Genomic DNA, 14,898 nt, shown 5'->3' with positions numbered 1-14,898 from the left:
GATTTATGCAACGGGAAACGGTCTGGTTAGTGGAAGATGAGCAAGGGATAGCCGACACGCTAGTCTACATGTTGCAACAGGAAGGTTTTGCCGTCGAGGTCTTTGAGCGAGGCTTGCCGGTGCTGGATAAAGCTCGCCAGCAGGTTCCCGATGTCATGATTCTCGATGTTGGTTTGCCTGATATCAGCGGCTTTGAATTGTGCCGCCAGTTACTGGCGCTCCATCCGGCGTTACCTGTACTGTTCCTGACGGCCCGAAGTGAAGAGGTCGATCGCCTGCTTGGGCTGGAAATTGGCGCTGACGACTACGTGGCTAAACCGTTTTCACCTCGCGAAGTGTGCGCCAGAGTGCGCACCTTACTGCGTCGGGTGAGGAAGTTCTCGACGCCGTCTCCCGTTATCCGTATTGGTCATTTTGAATTGAATGAACCTGCGGCGCAGATCAGCTGGTTTGACACGCCATTAACGCTGACGCGGTATGAGTTTTTGCTGCTGAAAACATTACTCAAGTCGCCGGGCCGCGTCTGGTCCCGCCAGCAACTGATGGATAGCGTGTGGGAAGATGCGCAGGACACCTACGATCGCACCGTCGATACCCACATTAAAACGCTGCGTGCCAAGCTGCGCGCCATTAACCCCGATCTTTCCCCGATTAATACTCATCGCGGCATGGGATATAGCCTGAGGGGACTGTGATGCGTATCGGCATGAGGTTGTTGCTGGGCTATTTTTTACTGGTGGCAGTGGCGGCCTGGTTCGTACTGGCAATTTTTGTCAAAGAAGTTAAACCGGGCGTGCGAAGAGCAACGGAGGGAACGTTGATCGACACCGCAACATTGCTGGCAGAGCTGGCGCGTTCTGATTTGCTCTCTGGGGATCCAACGCATGGGCAACTGGCGCAGGCGTTTAATCAGCTACAACATCGCCCGTTTCGCGCCAATATCGGTGGCATTCACAAAGTTCGTAATGAATATCATGTCTACATGACCGATGCGCAGGGCAAAGTATTGTTCGATTCGGCAAATAAAGCCGTTGGACAGGATTACTCGCGCTGGAATGACGTCTGGCTAACGTTGCGTGGTCAGTATGGTGCGCGCAGCACGTTGCAAAATCCTGACGATCCCGAAAGTTCTGTGATGTATGTTGCCGCGCCAATTATGGACGGCTCGCGGCTTATTGGCGTTTTGAGCGTAGGCAAACCGAACGCGGCGATGGCTCCGGTCATTAAGCGCAGCGAGCGGCGAATTTTATGGGCCAGCGCCATTTTGTTGGGGATTGCACTGGTGATTGGCGCAGGCATGGTTTGGTGGATCAACCGCTCCATTGCCCGGCTCACTCGCTATGCTGATTCCGTCACTGACAATAAGCCCGTTCCTCTCCCCGATCTCGGTAGTAGCGAGCTGCGTAAACTCGCGCAGGCGCTGGAAAGTATGCGCGTGAAGCTGGAAGGGAAAAACTATATTGAGCAGTATGTTTACGCATTAACTCATGAGCTAAAAAGCCCACTGGCGGCGATTCGTGGAGCGGCGGAAATTTTACGCGAAGGCCCGCCGCCGGAAGTGGTGGCTCGTTTTACCGACAACATTCTGACGCAAAATGCGCGAATGCAGGCACTGGTGGAAACGTTACTACGCCAGGCAAGACTGGAGAATCGTCAGGAAGTCGTTCTGACTGCTGTTGATGTGACGGCATTATTTCGCCGCATCAGCGAAGCGCGCACCGTGCAGTTGGCGGAAAAAAACATCACTCTACATGTTATGCCCACCGAGGTTAACGTTGCTGCTGAATCGGCGTTACTGGAGCAGGCGCTGGGGAATTTACTGGATAACGCCATCGATTTTACCCCCGAGAGCGGTCGTATAACGCTAAGCGCCGAAGTGGAGCAGGAACACGTCACGCTTAAGGTGCTGGATACCGGTAGTGGTATTCCTGACTACGCCCTGTCGCGTGTTTTTGAGCGCTTTTACTCTTTGCCGCGTGCGAATGGGCAAAAAAGTAGTGGTCTGGGGTTGGCGTTCGTCAGTGAGGTTGCCCGTTTGCTTAATGGCGAAGTCACACTGTGCAACGTGCCACAAGGCGGTGTGCTGGCTTCGCTTCGACTTCACCGTCACTTCACATAGCTTCAAATTCTTCCCACATAGCCTTTGTAACCTGCGGTCATTGCAAAGGAGAAGACTATGTTGAAATCCCCCCTGTTCTGGAAAATGACCACCCTGTTTGCTGCAGTATTGCTGTTGTTGATTCCGATAATGCTGATTCGGCAGGTGATTGTCGAACGTGCCGATTATCGTAGCGATGTGGAAGATGCGATTCGGCAAAGTACCAGCGGGCCGCAGAAACTTGTTGGACCGCTCATCGCTATTCCTGTGACCGAGCTTTATACGGTGCAGGAAGAGGATAAAACCGTGGAGCGGAAACGAAGTTTTATCCATTTTTGGTTACCTGAGTCATTGATGGTTGATGGCAATCAGAACGTGGAAGAACGCAAGATTGGGATTTATACCGGTCAGGTCTGGCACAGTGATTTAACGCTAAAAGCCGATTTTGATGTTTCGCGTCTTAGCGAACTCAATGCGCCAAATATCACCTTAGGCAAGCCATTTATTGTGATTGGCGTCGGGGATGCGCGTGGTATAGGTGTGGTGAAAGCACCTGACGTTAACGGAACGGCGCTGACCATTGAACCCGGTACCGGGTTAGATCAAGGCGGGCAGGGCGTGCATATCCCTTTACCCGAAGGGGACTGGCGGAAGCAGAACCTGAAGCTGAATATGGCGCTGAATTTAAGCGGTACCGGCAATCTTTCTGTGGTGCCTGCCGGGCGTAATAGCGAAATGACCTTAACCAGCAACTGGCCGCATCCCAGTTTTTTAGGTGATTTTCTGCCAGCCAAACGGGAAGTTAGTGAGTCAGGTTTTCAGGCGCAATGGCAAAGCAGCTGGTTTGCTAATAATCTCGGTGAGCGTTTTGCTTCAGGCAATGATACCGGCTGGGAAAACTTCCCCGCGTTTAGCGTCGCAGTGACGACGCCAGCCGATCAATACCAATTAACGGACCGTGCGACTAAGTACGCCATTCTGCTGATTGCACTGACTTTTATGGCGTTCTTTGTTTTTGAAACGCTCACCGCGCAACGTTTACACCCAATGCAATATTTGCTGGTGGGGCTTTCATTGGTGATGTTTTATTTGCTCTTGCTGGCGCTTTCTGAACATACCGGTTTTACCGTGGCATGGATAATCGCCAGCCTGATAGGGGCGTTAATGAACGGTATTTACTTGCAGGCGGTATTAAAAGGCTGGCGCAACAGCATGTTGTTTACTCTCGCGCTGTTGTTGCTGGATGGTGTGATGTGGGGACTGCTCAACTCTGCCGATAGCGCACTGTTATTGGGAACCAGTGTGCTGATGGTGGCGCTGGCCGGCATGATGTTTGTGACCCGTAATATCGACTGGTATGCGTTTTCACTGCCGAAAATGAAAGCCAGTAAAGAAGTTACAACGGACGATGAGTTACGTATCTGGAAATAAGGTTGAAAAATAAAAACGGCGCTAAAAAGCGCCGTTTTTTTTGACGGTGGTAAAGCCGATTAATCTTCCAGATCACCGCAGAAGCGATAACCTTCACCGTGAATGGTGGCGATGATTTCCGGCGTATCCGGCGTAGATTCGAAATGTTTACGAATACGGCGGATCGTCACGTCTACAGTACGGTCGTGCGGTTTCAGCTCACGGCCGGTCATTTTCTTCAGCAGTTCAGCACGGGACTGAATTTTGCCTGGGTTTTCACAGAAGTGAAGCATGGCGCGGAACTCGCTGCGCGGCAGCTTGTACTGCTCGCCATCAGGGCCGATCAGCGAACGGCTGTTGATGTCCAGTTCCCAACCATTGAACTTGTAGCTTTCAACGCTACGACGTTCTTCGCTGACAGTACCAAGATTCATGGTACGGGACAGCAGGTTGCGTGCACGAATAGTCAGTTCACGCGGGTTGAACGGTTTGGTGATGTAATCATCTGCACCGATTTCGAGGCCGAGAATTTTATCGACTTCGTTGTCACGGCCAGTCAGGAACATCAACGCAACATTCGCCTGCTCGCGCAGTTCACGCGCTAACAGAAGACCGTTCTTACCCGGCAGATTGATATCCATGATCACCAGGTTGATGTCATATTCAGAGAGGATCTGATGCATTTCCGCGCCATCTGTCGCTTCGAAAACATCATAGCCTTCCGCTTCGAAAATACTTTTCAACGTGTTGCGTGTTACCAACTCGTCTTCAACGATAAGAATGTGCGGGGTCTGCATGTTTGCTACCTAAATTGCCAACTAAATCGAAACAGGAAGTACAAAAGTCCCTGACCTGCCTGATGCATGCTGCAAATTAACATGATCGGCGTAACATGACTAAAGTACGTAATTGCGTTCTTGATGCACTTTCCATCAACGTCAACAACATCATTAGCTTGGTCGTGGGTACTTTCCCTCAGGACCCGACAGTGTCAAAAACGGCTGTCATCCTAACCATTTTAACAGCAACATAACAGGCTAAGAGGGGCCGGACACCCAATAAAACTACGCTTCGTTGACATATATCAAGTTCAATTGTAGCACGTTAACAGTTTGATGAAATCATCGTATCTAAATGCTAGCTTTCGTCACATTATTTTAATAATCCAACTAGTTGCATCATACAACTAATAAACGTGGTGAATCCAATTGTCGAGATTTATTTTTTATAAAATTATCCTAAGTAAACAGAAGGATATGTAGCATTTTTTAACAATTCAACCATTAGTATAGTCAGGAAATAGTTTAGCCTTTTTTAAGTTAAGTGAAGGGCTTTTTCTGCGACTTACGTTAAGGGGTTGTAAATTCGATCCGCGTAATAAGTTGACAATGATCACCCTGTGCGCGGTTATTAGGTCAAGAAGAGTGTCAATATGCGTATAACGATTATTCTGGTCGCACCCGCCAGAGCAGAAAATATTGGGGCAGCGGCGCGGGCAATGAAAACGATGGGGTTTAGCGAGCTGCGAATTGTCGATAGTCAGGCACACCTGGAGCCAGCTACCCGCTGGGTTGCACATGGATCTGGTGATATTATTGATAATATTAAAGTTTTCCCAACTCTGGCTGAATCGTTACACGATGTCGACTTCACTGTCGCCACCACTGCACGCAGTCGGGCGAAATATCATTACTACGCCACGCCGGTGGAACTGGTGCCGCTGTTAGAGGAAAAATCCTCGTGGATGAGCCATGCAGCGCTGGTGTTTGGTCGCGAAGATTCCGGGCTGACTAACGAGGAGTTAGCCTTGGCTGACGTTCTTACTGGTGTGCCGATGGTGGCAGATTATCCTTCGCTGAATCTGGGACAGGCGGTGATGGTTTATTGCTATCAATTAGCAACATTAATACAACAACCGGCCAAAAGTGACACAACGGCAGACCAACATCAACTGCAAGCTTTACGCGAACGAGCCATGTCATTGCTGACGACCCTGGCAGTGGCAGATGACACAAAACTGGTCGACTGGTTACAACAACGGCTGGGGCTTTTAGAGCAACGAGACACGGCAATGTTGCATCGTTTGCTGCATGATATTGAAAAAAATATCACCAAATAAAAAACGCCTTAGTAAGTATTTTTCAGCTTTTCATTCTGACTGCAACGGGCAATATGTCTCTGTGTGGATTAAAAAAAGAGTCTCTGACAGCAGCTTCTGAACTGGTTACCTGCCGTGAGTAAATTAAAATTTTATTGACTTAGGTCACTAAATACTTTAACCAATATAGGCATAGCGCACAGACAGATAAAAATTACAGAGTACACAACATCCATGAAACGCATTAGCACCACCATTACCACCACCATCACCATTACCACAGGTAACGGTGCGGGCTGACGCGTACAGGAAACACAGAAAAAAGCCCGCACCTGACAGTGCGGGCTTTTTTTTCGACCAAAGGTAACGAGGTAACAACCATGCGAGTGTTGAAGTTCGGCGGTACATCAGTGGCAAATGCAGAACGTTTTCTGCGGGTTGCCGATATTCTGGAAAGCAATGCCAGGCAGGGGCAGGTGGCTACCGTCCTCTCTGCCCCTGCCAAAATCACCAACCACCTGGTGGCGATGATTGAAAAAACGATTAGCGGCCAGGATGCTTTACCCAATATCAGCGATGCCGAACGTATTTTTGCCGAACTTCTGACGGGACTTGCCGCCGCTCAGCCGGGATTCCCGCTGGCGCAGCTGAAAACTTTCGTCGACCAGGAATTTGCCCAAATTAAACATGTCCTGCATGGTATTAGTTTGTTAGGGCAGTGCCCGGATAGCATCAACGCGGCACTGATTTGCCGTGGCGAGAAAATGTCGATCGCCATTATGGCCGGCGTGTTAGAAGCGCGTGGTCACAACGTTACCGTAATCGATCCGGTCGAAAAACTGCTGGCAGTCGGTCATTACCTCGAATCTACCGTCGATATTGCTGAGTCCACCCGCCGTATTGCGGCAAGCCGCATTCCGGCTGACCACATGGTGCTGATGGCAGGTTTCACCGCCGGTAATGAAAAAGGCGAACTGGTGGTGCTTGGACGTAACGGTTCCGACTACTCCGCCGCGGTACTGGCTGCCTGTTTACGCGCCGATTGTTGCGAGATCTGGACGGACGTTGACGGGGTCTATACCTGCGACCCGCGTCAGGTGCCCGATGCGAGGTTGTTGAAGTCGATGTCCTATCAGGAAGCGATGGAGCTTTCCTACTTCGGCGCTAAAGTTCTTCACCCCCGCACCATTACCCCCATCGCCCAGTTCCAAATCCCTTGCCTGATTAAAAATACCGGAAATCCTCAAGCACCAGGTACGCTCATTGGTGCCAGCCGTGATGAAGACGAATTACCGGTCAAGGGCATTTCCAATCTGAATAATATGGCAATGTTCAGTGTTTCCGGCCCGGGGATGAAAGGAATGGTCGGCATGGCGGCGCGCGTCTTTGCAGCGATGTCACGCGCCCGTATTTCCGTGGTGCTGATTACGCAATCATCTTCCGAATACAGTATCAGTTTCTGCGTTCCACAAAGCGACTGTGTGCGAGCTGAACGGGCGATGCAGGAAGAGTTCTATCTTGAACTGAAGGAAGGCTTGCTGGAGCCGCTGGCGGTGACGGAACGGCTAGCCATTATCTCAGTGGTAGGTGATGGTATGCGCACCTTGCGTGGGATCTCGGCGAAATTCTTTGCCGCGCTGGCCCGCGCCAATATCAACATTGTCGCCATTGCTCAGGGATCTTCTGAACGCTCAATCTCTGTCGTGGTAAATAACGATGATGCGACCACTGGTGTGCGCGTTACTCATCAGATGCTGTTCAATACCGATCAGGTTATCGAAGTGTTTGTAATTGGCGTCGGTGGTGTTGGCGGTGCGCTGCTGGAGCAACTGAAGCGCCAGCAAAGCTGGCTGAAGAATAAACATATCGACTTACGTGTCTGCGGCGTTGCCAACTCAAAGGCTCTGCTCACCAATGTGCATGGCCTTAATCTGGAGAACTGGCAGGAAGAACTGGCGCAAGCCAAAGAGCCGTTTAACCTCGGGCGCTTAATTCGCCTGGTGAAAGAATATCATTTGCTGAATCCGGTGATTGTCGACTGTACCTCCAGCCAGGCGGTGGCGGATCAGTATGCTGACTTCCTGCGCGAAGGTTTCCACGTGGTTACGCCAAACAAAAAGGCCAACACCTCGTCGATGGATTACTACCATCAGTTGCGTTATGCGGCGGAAAAATCGCGGCGTAAATTCCTCTATGACACTAACGTTGGGGCTGGATTACCGGTTATTGAGAACCTGCAAAATCTGCTCAACGCAGGTGATGAATTAATGAAGTTCTCCGGCATTCTTTCCGGTTCGCTTTCTTATATCTTCGGCAAGTTAGACGAAGGCATGAGTTTCTCCGAGGCGACCACGCTGGCGCGGGAAATGGGTTATACCGAACCGGACCCGCGAGATGATCTTTCTGGTATGGATGTGGCGCGTAAGCTATTGATTCTCGCCCGTGAAACGGGACGTGAACTGGAACTGGCGGATATTGAAATTGAACCTGTGCTGCCCGCAGAGTTTAACGCAGAGGGTGATGTTGCAGCTTTTATGGCGAATCTGTCACAGCTCGACGATCTCTTTGCCGCACGCGTGGCGAAGGCTCGTGATGAGGGCAAAGTTTTGCGCTATGTTGGCAATATTGATGAAGATGGCATCTGCCGCGTGAAGATTGCCGAAGTGGATGGCAATGATCCGCTGTTCAAAGTGAAAAATGGCGAAAACGCCCTGGCCTTCTATAGCCACTATTATCAGCCGCTGCCGTTGGTTCTGCGCGGATATGGCGCGGGCAATGACGTTACAGCTGCTGGTGTCTTTGCCGATCTGCTACGTACCCTCTCATGGAAGTTAGGAGTCTGACATGGTTAAAGTTTATGCCCCGGCTTCCAGTGCCAATATGAGCGTCGGGTTTGATGTGCTCGGGGCGGCGGTGACACCCGTTGATGGTGCATTGCTCGGAGATGTAGTCACGGTTGAGGCGGCAGAGACATTCAGTCTCAACAACCTTGGACGCTTTGCCGATAAGCTGCCGTCAGAACCAAGGGAAAATATCGTTTATCAGTGCTGGGAGCGTTTTTGCCAGGAGCTGGGCAAGCAAATTCCAGTGGCGATGACTCTGGAAAAGAATATGCCGATCGGCTCGGGCTTAGGCTCCAGTGCCTGTTCGGTGGTCGCGGCGCTGATGGCGATGAATGAACACTGCGGCAAGCCGCTTAATGACACTCGTTTGTTGGCTTTGATGGGCGAGCTGGAAGGGCGTATCTCCGGCAGCATTCATTACGATAACGTGGCACCGTGTTTTCTTGGTGGTATGCAGTTGATGATCGAAGAAAACGACATCATCAGCCAGCAAGTGCCGGGGTTTGATGAGTGGCTGTGGGTGCTGGCATATCCGGGGATTAAAGTCTCGACGGCAGAAGCCCGGGCTATTTTACCGGCACAGTATCGCCGCCAGGATTGCATTGCGCACGGGCGACATCTGGCAGGCTTCATTCACGCCTGCTATTCCCGTCAGCCTGAGCTTGCCGCGAAGTTGATGAAAGATGTTATCGCTGAACCTTACCGTGAACGTTTACTGCCTGGCTTCAAGCAGGCGCGGCAGGCGGTCGCGGAAATCGGCGCGGTAGCGAGCGGTATCTCCGGCTCTGGCCCGACTTTGTTCGCTCTGTGTGACAAGCCGGATACCGCCCAGCGCGTTGCCGACTGGTTGGGTAAGAACTACCTGCAAAATCAGGAAGGTTTTGTTCATATTTGCCGGCTGGATACGGCGGGCGCACGAGTACTGGAAAACTAAATGAAACTCTACAATCTGAAAGATCACAACGAACAGGTCAGCTTTGCGCAAGCCGTAACTCAGGGGTTGGGCAAAAATCAGGGGCTGTTTTTTCCGCACGACCTGCCGGAATTTAGCCTGACTGAAATTGATGAGATGCTGAAACTGGATTTTGTCACCCGCAGTGCGAAGATCCTCTCGGCGTTTATTGGTGATGAGATCCCGCAGGAAATACTGGAAGAGCGCGTGCGCGCGGCGTTTGCTTTCCCGGCTCCGGTCGCCAATGTTGAAAGCGATGTCGGTTGTCTGGAATTGTTTCATGGGCCAACACTGGCATTTAAAGATTTCGGCGGTCGCTTTATGGCACAAATGCTGACCCATATTGCGGGCGATAAGCCAGTGACCATTCTGACCGCGACCTCCGGTGATACTGGAGCGGCAGTGGCTCATGCTTTCTACGGTTTACCGAATGTGAAAGTGGTTATCCTCTATCCAAGAGGCAAAATCAGTCCACTGCAAGAAAAACTGTTCTGTACATTGGGCGGCAATATTGAAACTGTTGCCATCGACGGCGATTTCGATGCCTGTCAGGCGCTGGTGAAGCAGGCGTTTGATGATGAAGAACTGAAAGTGGCGCTGGGGCTAAACTCTGCTAACTCCATTAACATCAGCCGTTTGCTGGCGCAGATTTGCTACTACTTTGAAGCTGTTGCGCAGCTGCCGCAGGAAGCGCGCAACCAGCTGGTTGTCTCGGTGCCGAGCGGTAACTTCGGCGATTTGACTGCGGGCCTGCTGGCGAAATCTCTTGGCCTGCCGGTGAAGCGTTTTATCGCTGCCACTAACGTGAACGATACCGTGCCGCGTTTCCTGCACGACGGGCAGTGGTCACCCAAAGCGACTCAGGCGACGTTATCCAACGCGATGGACGTGAGTCAGCCGAACAACTGGCCGCGTGTGGAGGAGTTATTCCGCCGCAAAATCTGGCAACTGAAAGAGCTGGGCTATGCAGCCGTGGATGATGAAACCACGCAACAGACAATGCGTGAGTTAAAAGCGCTGGGCTATACCTCGGAGCCGCACGCTGCCGTAGCTTATCGTGCGCTGCGCGACCAGTTGCATCCAGGCGAATATGGCTTGTTCCTCGGCACCGCGCATCCGGCGAAATTTAAAGAGAGCGTGGAGGCGATTCTCGGTGAAACATTGGATCTGCCAAAAGAGCTGGCAGAACGTGCTGATTTACCCTTGCTTTCGCATAATCTGCCCGCCGATTTTGCTGCGTTGCGTAAATTGATGATGAATCATCAGTAACATCTATTCATTATCTCAATCAGGCCGGGTTTGCTTTTATACAGCCCGGCTTTTTTATGAAGAAAATATGGAGAAAAACGACAGGAAAAAAGGAGAAATTCTCAATAAATGCGGTAACTTAGAGATTAGGATTGCGGAGAATAACAACCGCCGTTCTCATCGCGTAATCTCCGGATATCGACCCATAACGGGCAATGATAAAAGGAGTAACCTGTGAAAAAGATGCAATCTATCGTACTCGCACTTTCCCTGGTTCTGGTCGCTCCCATGGCAGCACAGGCTGCGGAAATTACGTTAGTCCCGTCAGTAAAATTACAGATAGGCGATCGTGATAATCGTGGCTATTACTGGGATGGCGGTCACTGGCGCGACCACGGCTGGTGGAAACAACATTATGAATGGCGAGGCAATCGCTGGCACCCACACGGACCGCCGCCACCGCCGCGCCACCATAAGAAAGCTCCTCATGATCATCACGGCGGTCATGGTCCAGGCAAACATCACCGCTAAATGACAAATGCCGGGTAACAATCCGGCATTCAGCGCCTGATGCGACGCTGGCGCGTCTTATCAGGCCTACGTTAATTCTGCAATATATTGAATCTGCATGCTTTTGTAGGCCGGATAAGGCGTTCACGCCGCATCCGGTATTTACTGCAAACTTAACGCTGCTCGTAGCGTTTAAACACCAGTTCGCCGTTGCTGGAGGAAGCTTCATCAAAGAAGTAACCTTCGCTATTAAAACCAGTCAGTTGCTCTGGTTTGGTCAGCCGATTTTCAATAATGAAACGACTCATCAGACCGCGTGCTTTCTTAGCGTAGAAGCTGATTATCTTAAATTTGCCGTTCTTCTCATCGAGGAACACTGGCTTGATAATCTCGGCATTCAATTTCTTCGGCTTCACCGATTTAAAATACTCATCTGACGCCAGATTAATCACCACATTATCGCCTTGTGCTGCGAGCGCCTCGTTCAGCTTGTTGGTGATGATATCTCCCCAGAATTGATACAGATCTTTCCCTCGGGCATTCTCAAGACGGATCCCCATTTCCAGACGATAAGGCTGCATTAAATCGAGCGGGCGCAGTACGCCATACAAGCCGGAAAGCATTCGCAAATGTTGTTGGGCAAAATCGAAATCGTCTTCGCTGAAGGTTTCGGCCTGCAAGCCGGTGTAGACATCACCTTTAAACGCCAGAATCGCCTGTCGGGCATTCTCTGGCGTGAAATCTGGCTGCCAGTCATGAAAGCGAGCGGCGTTGATGCCCGCCAGTTTGTCGCTGATGCGCATCAGCGTGCTAATCTGTGGAGGCGTCAGTTTCCGCGCTTCATGGATCAACTGCTGGGAATTGTCTAACAGCTCCGGCAGCGTATAGCGCGTGGTGGGCAACGGGCTTTGGTAATCGAGCGTTTTCGCAGGTGAAATAAGAATCAGCATATCCAGTCCTTGCAGGAAATTTATGCCGACTTTAGCAAAAAAAGAGAATGAGTTGATCGATAGTTGTGATTACTCCTGCGAAACATCATCCCACGCGTCCGGAGAAAGCTGGCGACCAATATCCGGATAACGCAACGGATCAAACACCGGGCGCACGCCGAGTTTACGCTGGCGTAGATAATCACTGGCAATGGTATGAACCACAGGCGAGAGCAGTAATATGGCGGTCAAATTGGTAATAGCCATGCAGGCCATTATGATATCTGCCAGTTGCCACATCAGCGGAAGACTTAGCAAGGTGCCGCCGATGACCGTTGCGAAGGTGCAGATTCGCAGACACCAGATCGCTTTAGGGTTGTTCAGGCGTAAGAAGAAGAGATTGTTTTCGGCATAAATGTAGTTGGCAACGATGGAGCTGAAGGCAAACAGAATAACCACGAGGGTAACAAACTCCGCACCCCAGGAACCCATTAACACCCGCATCGCCTTCTGGATAAGCTGAATACCTTCCAGTGGCATGTAGGTTGTGCCGTTGCCAGCCAGTAATATCAGCATGGCGCTTGCCGTACAGATGACCAGGGTGTCGATAAAAATGCCAATCATCTGGACAATCCCTTGCGCTGCGGGATGCGGAGGCCAGGACGCAGCTGCCGCTGCCGCGTTTGGCGTCGACCCCATTCCCGCCTCATTGGAAAACATACTGCGCTGAAAACCGTTAGTAATCGCCTGGCTTAAGGTATATCCCGCCGCGCCGCCTGCCGCTTCCTGCCAGCCAAAAGCACTCTCAAAAATAGACCAAATGACGTGGGGAAGTTGCCCGATATTCATTACGCAAATTACCAGGCTGGTCAGTACCCAGATTATCGCCATCAACGGGACAAACCCCTGCATGAGCCGGGCGACGCCATGAAGACCGCGAGTGATTGCCAGCAGAGCAAAGACAGCAAGAATAATGCCTGTCACCAGCGGGGGAAAATCAAAAGAAAAACTCAGGGCTCGGGCAACGGCGTTCGCCTGAACTCCGCTGAAAATTATGCCGTAGGCGATGAGCAAAAAGAGGGCGAACAGAACGCCCATCCAGCGCATCCCCAGCCCGCGCGCCATATACCATGCCGGTCCGCCACGAAACTGCCCATTAACGTCACGTTCTTTATAAAGTTGTGCAAGGGAACATTCGGCAAACGAGGTCGCCATGCCGATAAACGCGGCAACCCACATCCAGAAGACGGCACCTGGTCCACCGGCGGTAATAGCCAGCGCAACGCCAGCCAGGTTGCCGCTACCCACGCGCGCCGCAAGACTGGTACACAATGACTGAAATGAGGTTAAACCGCCTGGCTGTGGATGAATGCTATTTTTAAGACTTTTGCCAAACTGGCGGATGTAGCGAAACTGCACAAATCCGGTGCGAAAAGTGAACCAACAACCTGCGCCGAAGAGCAGGTAAATCATTACCGATCCCCAAAGGACGCTGTTAATAAAGGAGAAAAAATCTGGCATGCATATCCCTCTTATTGCCGGTCGCGATGACTTTCCTGTGTAAACGTTACCAATTGTTTAAGAAGTATATACGCTACGAGGTAGTTGATAACTTCTGCGTAGCATACATGAGGTTTTGTATAAAAATGGCGGGCGATATCAACGCAGTGTCAGAAATCCGAAACAGCCTCGCCTGGCGATAACCGTCTTGTCGGCGGTTGCGCTGACGTTGCGTCGTGATATCATCAGGGCAGACCGGTTACATCCCCCTAACAAGCTGTTTAAAGAGAAATACTATCATGACGGACAAATTGACCTCCCTTCGTCAGTACACCACCGTAGTGGCCGACACTGGGGACATCGCGGCAATGAAGCTGTATCAACCGCAGGATGCCACAACTAACCCTTCTCTCATTCTTAACGCAGCGCAGATTCCGGAATATCGTAAGTTGATTGATGATGCTGTCGCCTGGGCGAAACAGCAGAGCAACGATCGCGCGCAGCAGATCGTGGACGCGACCGACAAACTGGCAGTAAATATTGGTCTGGAAATCCTGAAACTGGTTCCGGGCCGTATCTCAACTGAGGTTGATGCGCGTCTTTCCTATGACACCGAAGCGTCAATTGCGAAAGCAAAACGCCTGATCAAGCTCTACAACGATGCAGGTATTAGCAACGATCGTATTCTGATCAAACTGGCTTCTACCTGGCAGGGTATCCGTGCTGCAGAACAGCTGGAAAAAGAAGGTATCAACTGTAACCTGACCCTGTTGTTCTCCTTCGCTCAGGCTCGTGCTTGTGCGGAAGCGGGCGTGTTCCTGATCTCGCCGTTTGTTGGCCGTATTCTTGACTGGTACAAAGCGAATACCGATAAGAAAGAGTACGCTCCGGCAGAAGATCCGGGCGTGGTTTCTGTATCTGAAATCTATCAGTACTACAAAGAGCACGGTTATGAAACCGTGGTGATGGGCGCAAGCTTCCGTAACATCGGCGAAATTCTGGAACTGGCAGGCTGCGACCGTCTGACCATCGCACCGGCACTGCTGAAAGAGCTGGCTGAGAGCGAAGGGGCTGTCGAGCGTAAACTGTCTTACACCGGCGAAGTGAAAGCGCGTCCGGCGCGTATCACTGAGTCCGAGTTCCTGTGGCAGCACAACCAGGATCCAATGGCAGTAGATAAACTGGCGGAAGGTATCCGTAAGTTTGCTGTTGACCAGGAAAAACTGGAAAAAATGATCGGCGATCTGCTGTAATCATTCTTAGCGTGACCGGGAAGTCGGTCACGCTACCTCTTCTGAAGCCTGTCTGTC

General features: G+C 51.1%; 14 protein-coding genes and 1 other annotated feature. Of the genes, 11 read left to right on the top strand and 3 right to left on the bottom strand.

From position 1 onward, the window contains the following. The first annotated feature begins 5 nt into the window (after positions 1-5). From creB to creD, 3 genes are read left to right on the top strand one after another with little or no spacing between them, the layout of a single operon-like run. Positions 6-695: a two-component system response regulator CreB gene (creB, locus tag BEB42_RS02995; RefSeq protein ID WP_001188682.1), complete on the top strand. Its 690-nt coding sequence runs from the start codon at positions 6-8 to the stop codon at positions 693-695. Continuing rightward, on the top strand, positions 695-2,119 hold the full coding sequence (gene creC / locus BEB42_RS02990; RefSeq protein ID WP_001219627.1) for a two-component system sensor histidine kinase CreC: 1,425 nt from the start codon (positions 695-697) through the stop codon (positions 2,117-2,119). Before creB ends, creC begins: the two co-directional genes overlap by 1 nt. Before the next feature lie 57 nt (positions 2,120-2,176). Then, positions 2,177-3,529 (top strand): cell envelope integrity protein CreD, encoded by a 1,353-nt coding sequence (gene creD / locus BEB42_RS02985; protein ID WP_000920296.1) that lies wholly within the window; start codon positions 2,177-2,179, stop codon positions 3,527-3,529. A gap of 59 nt (positions 3,530-3,588) precedes the next feature. On the opposite strand, the gene arcA is transcribed toward creD, so the two are convergent. Beyond that, on the bottom strand, positions 3,589-4,305 hold the full coding sequence (gene arcA, locus BEB42_RS02980) for a two-component system response regulator ArcA (RefSeq protein ID WP_001194358.1): 717 nt from the start codon (positions 4,303-4,305) through the stop codon (positions 3,589-3,591). Positions 4,306-4,400: 95 nt separating this feature from the next. On the opposite strand from arcA, the gene yjjY reads away from it, so the two are divergent. From yjjY to BEB42_RS02945, 7 genes are all read left to right on the top strand, one after another. Beyond that, the gene (gene yjjY / locus BEB42_RS02975) at positions 4,401-4,541 is read left to right on the top strand and encodes a protein YjjY (protein WP_001303782.1); all 141 of its coding nucleotides are present in this window, start codon (positions 4,401-4,403) and stop codon (positions 4,539-4,541) included. 399 nt (positions 4,542-4,940) lie between these two features. After that, entirely contained in the window at positions 4,941-5,627 is a 687-nt protein-coding gene (locus BEB42_RS02970) for a tRNA/rRNA methyltransferase (RefSeq protein ID WP_001223153.1), read from the top strand. A 213-nt stretch (positions 5,628-5,840) separates the two neighbouring features. After that, entirely contained in the window at positions 5,841-5,906 is a 66-nt protein-coding gene (thrL, locus tag BEB42_RS02965; RefSeq protein WP_001386572.1) for a thr operon leader peptide, read from the top strand. Further along, positions 5,842-5,961 (top strand) — a sequence feature (Thr leader region). Its footprint overlaps the gene before it by 65 nt. A gap of 25 nt (positions 5,962-5,986) precedes the next feature. Next, positions 5,987-8,449 (top strand): bifunctional aspartate kinase/homoserine dehydrogenase I, encoded by a 2,463-nt coding sequence (gene thrA / locus BEB42_RS02960; protein ID WP_001264706.1) that lies wholly within the window; start codon positions 5,987-5,989, stop codon positions 8,447-8,449. A gap of 1 nt (position 8,450) precedes the next feature. Continuing rightward, positions 8,451-9,383, top strand: a complete 933-nt coding sequence (thrB, locus tag BEB42_RS02955) for a homoserine kinase (protein WP_000241655.1) — start codon at positions 8,451-8,453, stop codon at positions 9,381-9,383. Continuing rightward, the gene (gene thrC, locus BEB42_RS02950) at positions 9,384-10,670 is read left to right on the top strand and encodes a threonine synthase (protein WP_000781057.1); all 1,287 of its coding nucleotides are present in this window, start codon (positions 9,384-9,386) and stop codon (positions 10,668-10,670) included. Positions 10,671-10,883: 213 nt separating this feature from the next. Further along, entirely contained in the window at positions 10,884-11,180 is a 297-nt protein-coding gene (locus BEB42_RS02945; protein ID WP_000738723.1) for a DUF2502 domain-containing protein, read from the top strand. Positions 11,181-11,332: 152 nt separating this feature from the next. Here BEB42_RS02945 and yaaA read toward each other — a convergent pair whose 3' ends face one another. Together yaaA and BEB42_RS02935 are read right to left on the bottom strand one after the other, a co-directional pair. Continuing rightward, positions 11,333-12,109, bottom strand: coding sequence for a peroxide stress protein YaaA (gene yaaA / locus BEB42_RS02940; RefSeq protein ID WP_000906178.1), 777 nt, complete (start codon positions 12,107-12,109; stop codon positions 11,333-11,335). 69 nt (positions 12,110-12,178) lie between these two features. Beyond that, positions 12,179-13,609, bottom strand: a complete 1,431-nt coding sequence (locus tag BEB42_RS02935) for an alanine/glycine:cation symporter family protein (RefSeq protein ID WP_001112573.1) — start codon at positions 13,607-13,609, stop codon at positions 12,179-12,181. Between the two features lie 278 nt (positions 13,610-13,887). On the opposite strand from BEB42_RS02935, the gene tal reads away from it, so the two are divergent. Further along, positions 13,888-14,841: a transaldolase gene (gene tal, locus BEB42_RS02930; protein ID WP_000130188.1), complete on the top strand. Its 954-nt coding sequence runs from the start codon at positions 13,888-13,890 to the stop codon at positions 14,839-14,841. The last annotated feature ends 57 nt before the right edge of the window (positions 14,842-14,898 follow it).

The organism is Escherichia sp. MOD1-EC5990 (genome assembly GCF_002965285.1).
GTDB lineage: Bacteria > Pseudomonadota > Gammaproteobacteria > Enterobacterales > Enterobacteriaceae > Escherichia > Escherichia coli_F.
This window is presented reverse-complemented; position numbering and strand designations above follow the sequence as displayed.

Coding starts and splice junctions, on each gene's coding strand:
- creB (WP_001188682.1), top strand. CDS start 6: ATGCAACGGGAAACGGTCTGGTTAGTGGAAGATGAGCAAGGGATAGCC.
- creC (WP_001219627.1), top strand. CDS start 695: ATGCGTATCGGCATGAGGTTGTTGCTGGGCTATTTTTTACTGGTGGCA.
- creD (WP_000920296.1), top strand. CDS start 2,177: ATGTTGAAATCCCCCCTGTTCTGGAAAATGACCACCCTGTTTGCTGCA.
- arcA (WP_001194358.1), bottom strand. CDS start 4,305: ATGCAGACCCCGCACATTCTTATCGTTGAAGACGAGTTGGTAACACGC.
- yjjY (WP_001303782.1), top strand. CDS start 4,401: ATGACTAAAGTACGTAATTGCGTTCTTGATGCACTTTCCATCAACGTC.
- BEB42_RS02970 (WP_001223153.1), top strand. CDS start 4,941: ATGCGTATAACGATTATTCTGGTCGCACCCGCCAGAGCAGAAAATATT.
- thrA (WP_001264706.1), top strand. CDS start 5,987: ATGCGAGTGTTGAAGTTCGGCGGTACATCAGTGGCAAATGCAGAACGT.
- thrB (WP_000241655.1), top strand. CDS start 8,451: ATGGTTAAAGTTTATGCCCCGGCTTCCAGTGCCAATATGAGCGTCGGG.
- thrC (WP_000781057.1), top strand. CDS start 9,384: ATGAAACTCTACAATCTGAAAGATCACAACGAACAGGTCAGCTTTGCG.
- yaaA (WP_000906178.1), bottom strand. CDS start 12,109: ATGCTGATTCTTATTTCACCTGCGAAAACGCTCGATTACCAAAGCCCG.
- BEB42_RS02935 (WP_001112573.1), bottom strand. CDS start 13,609: ATGCCAGATTTTTTCTCCTTTATTAACAGCGTCCTTTGGGGATCGGTA.
- tal (WP_000130188.1), top strand. CDS start 13,888: ATGACGGACAAATTGACCTCCCTTCGTCAGTACACCACCGTAGTGGCC.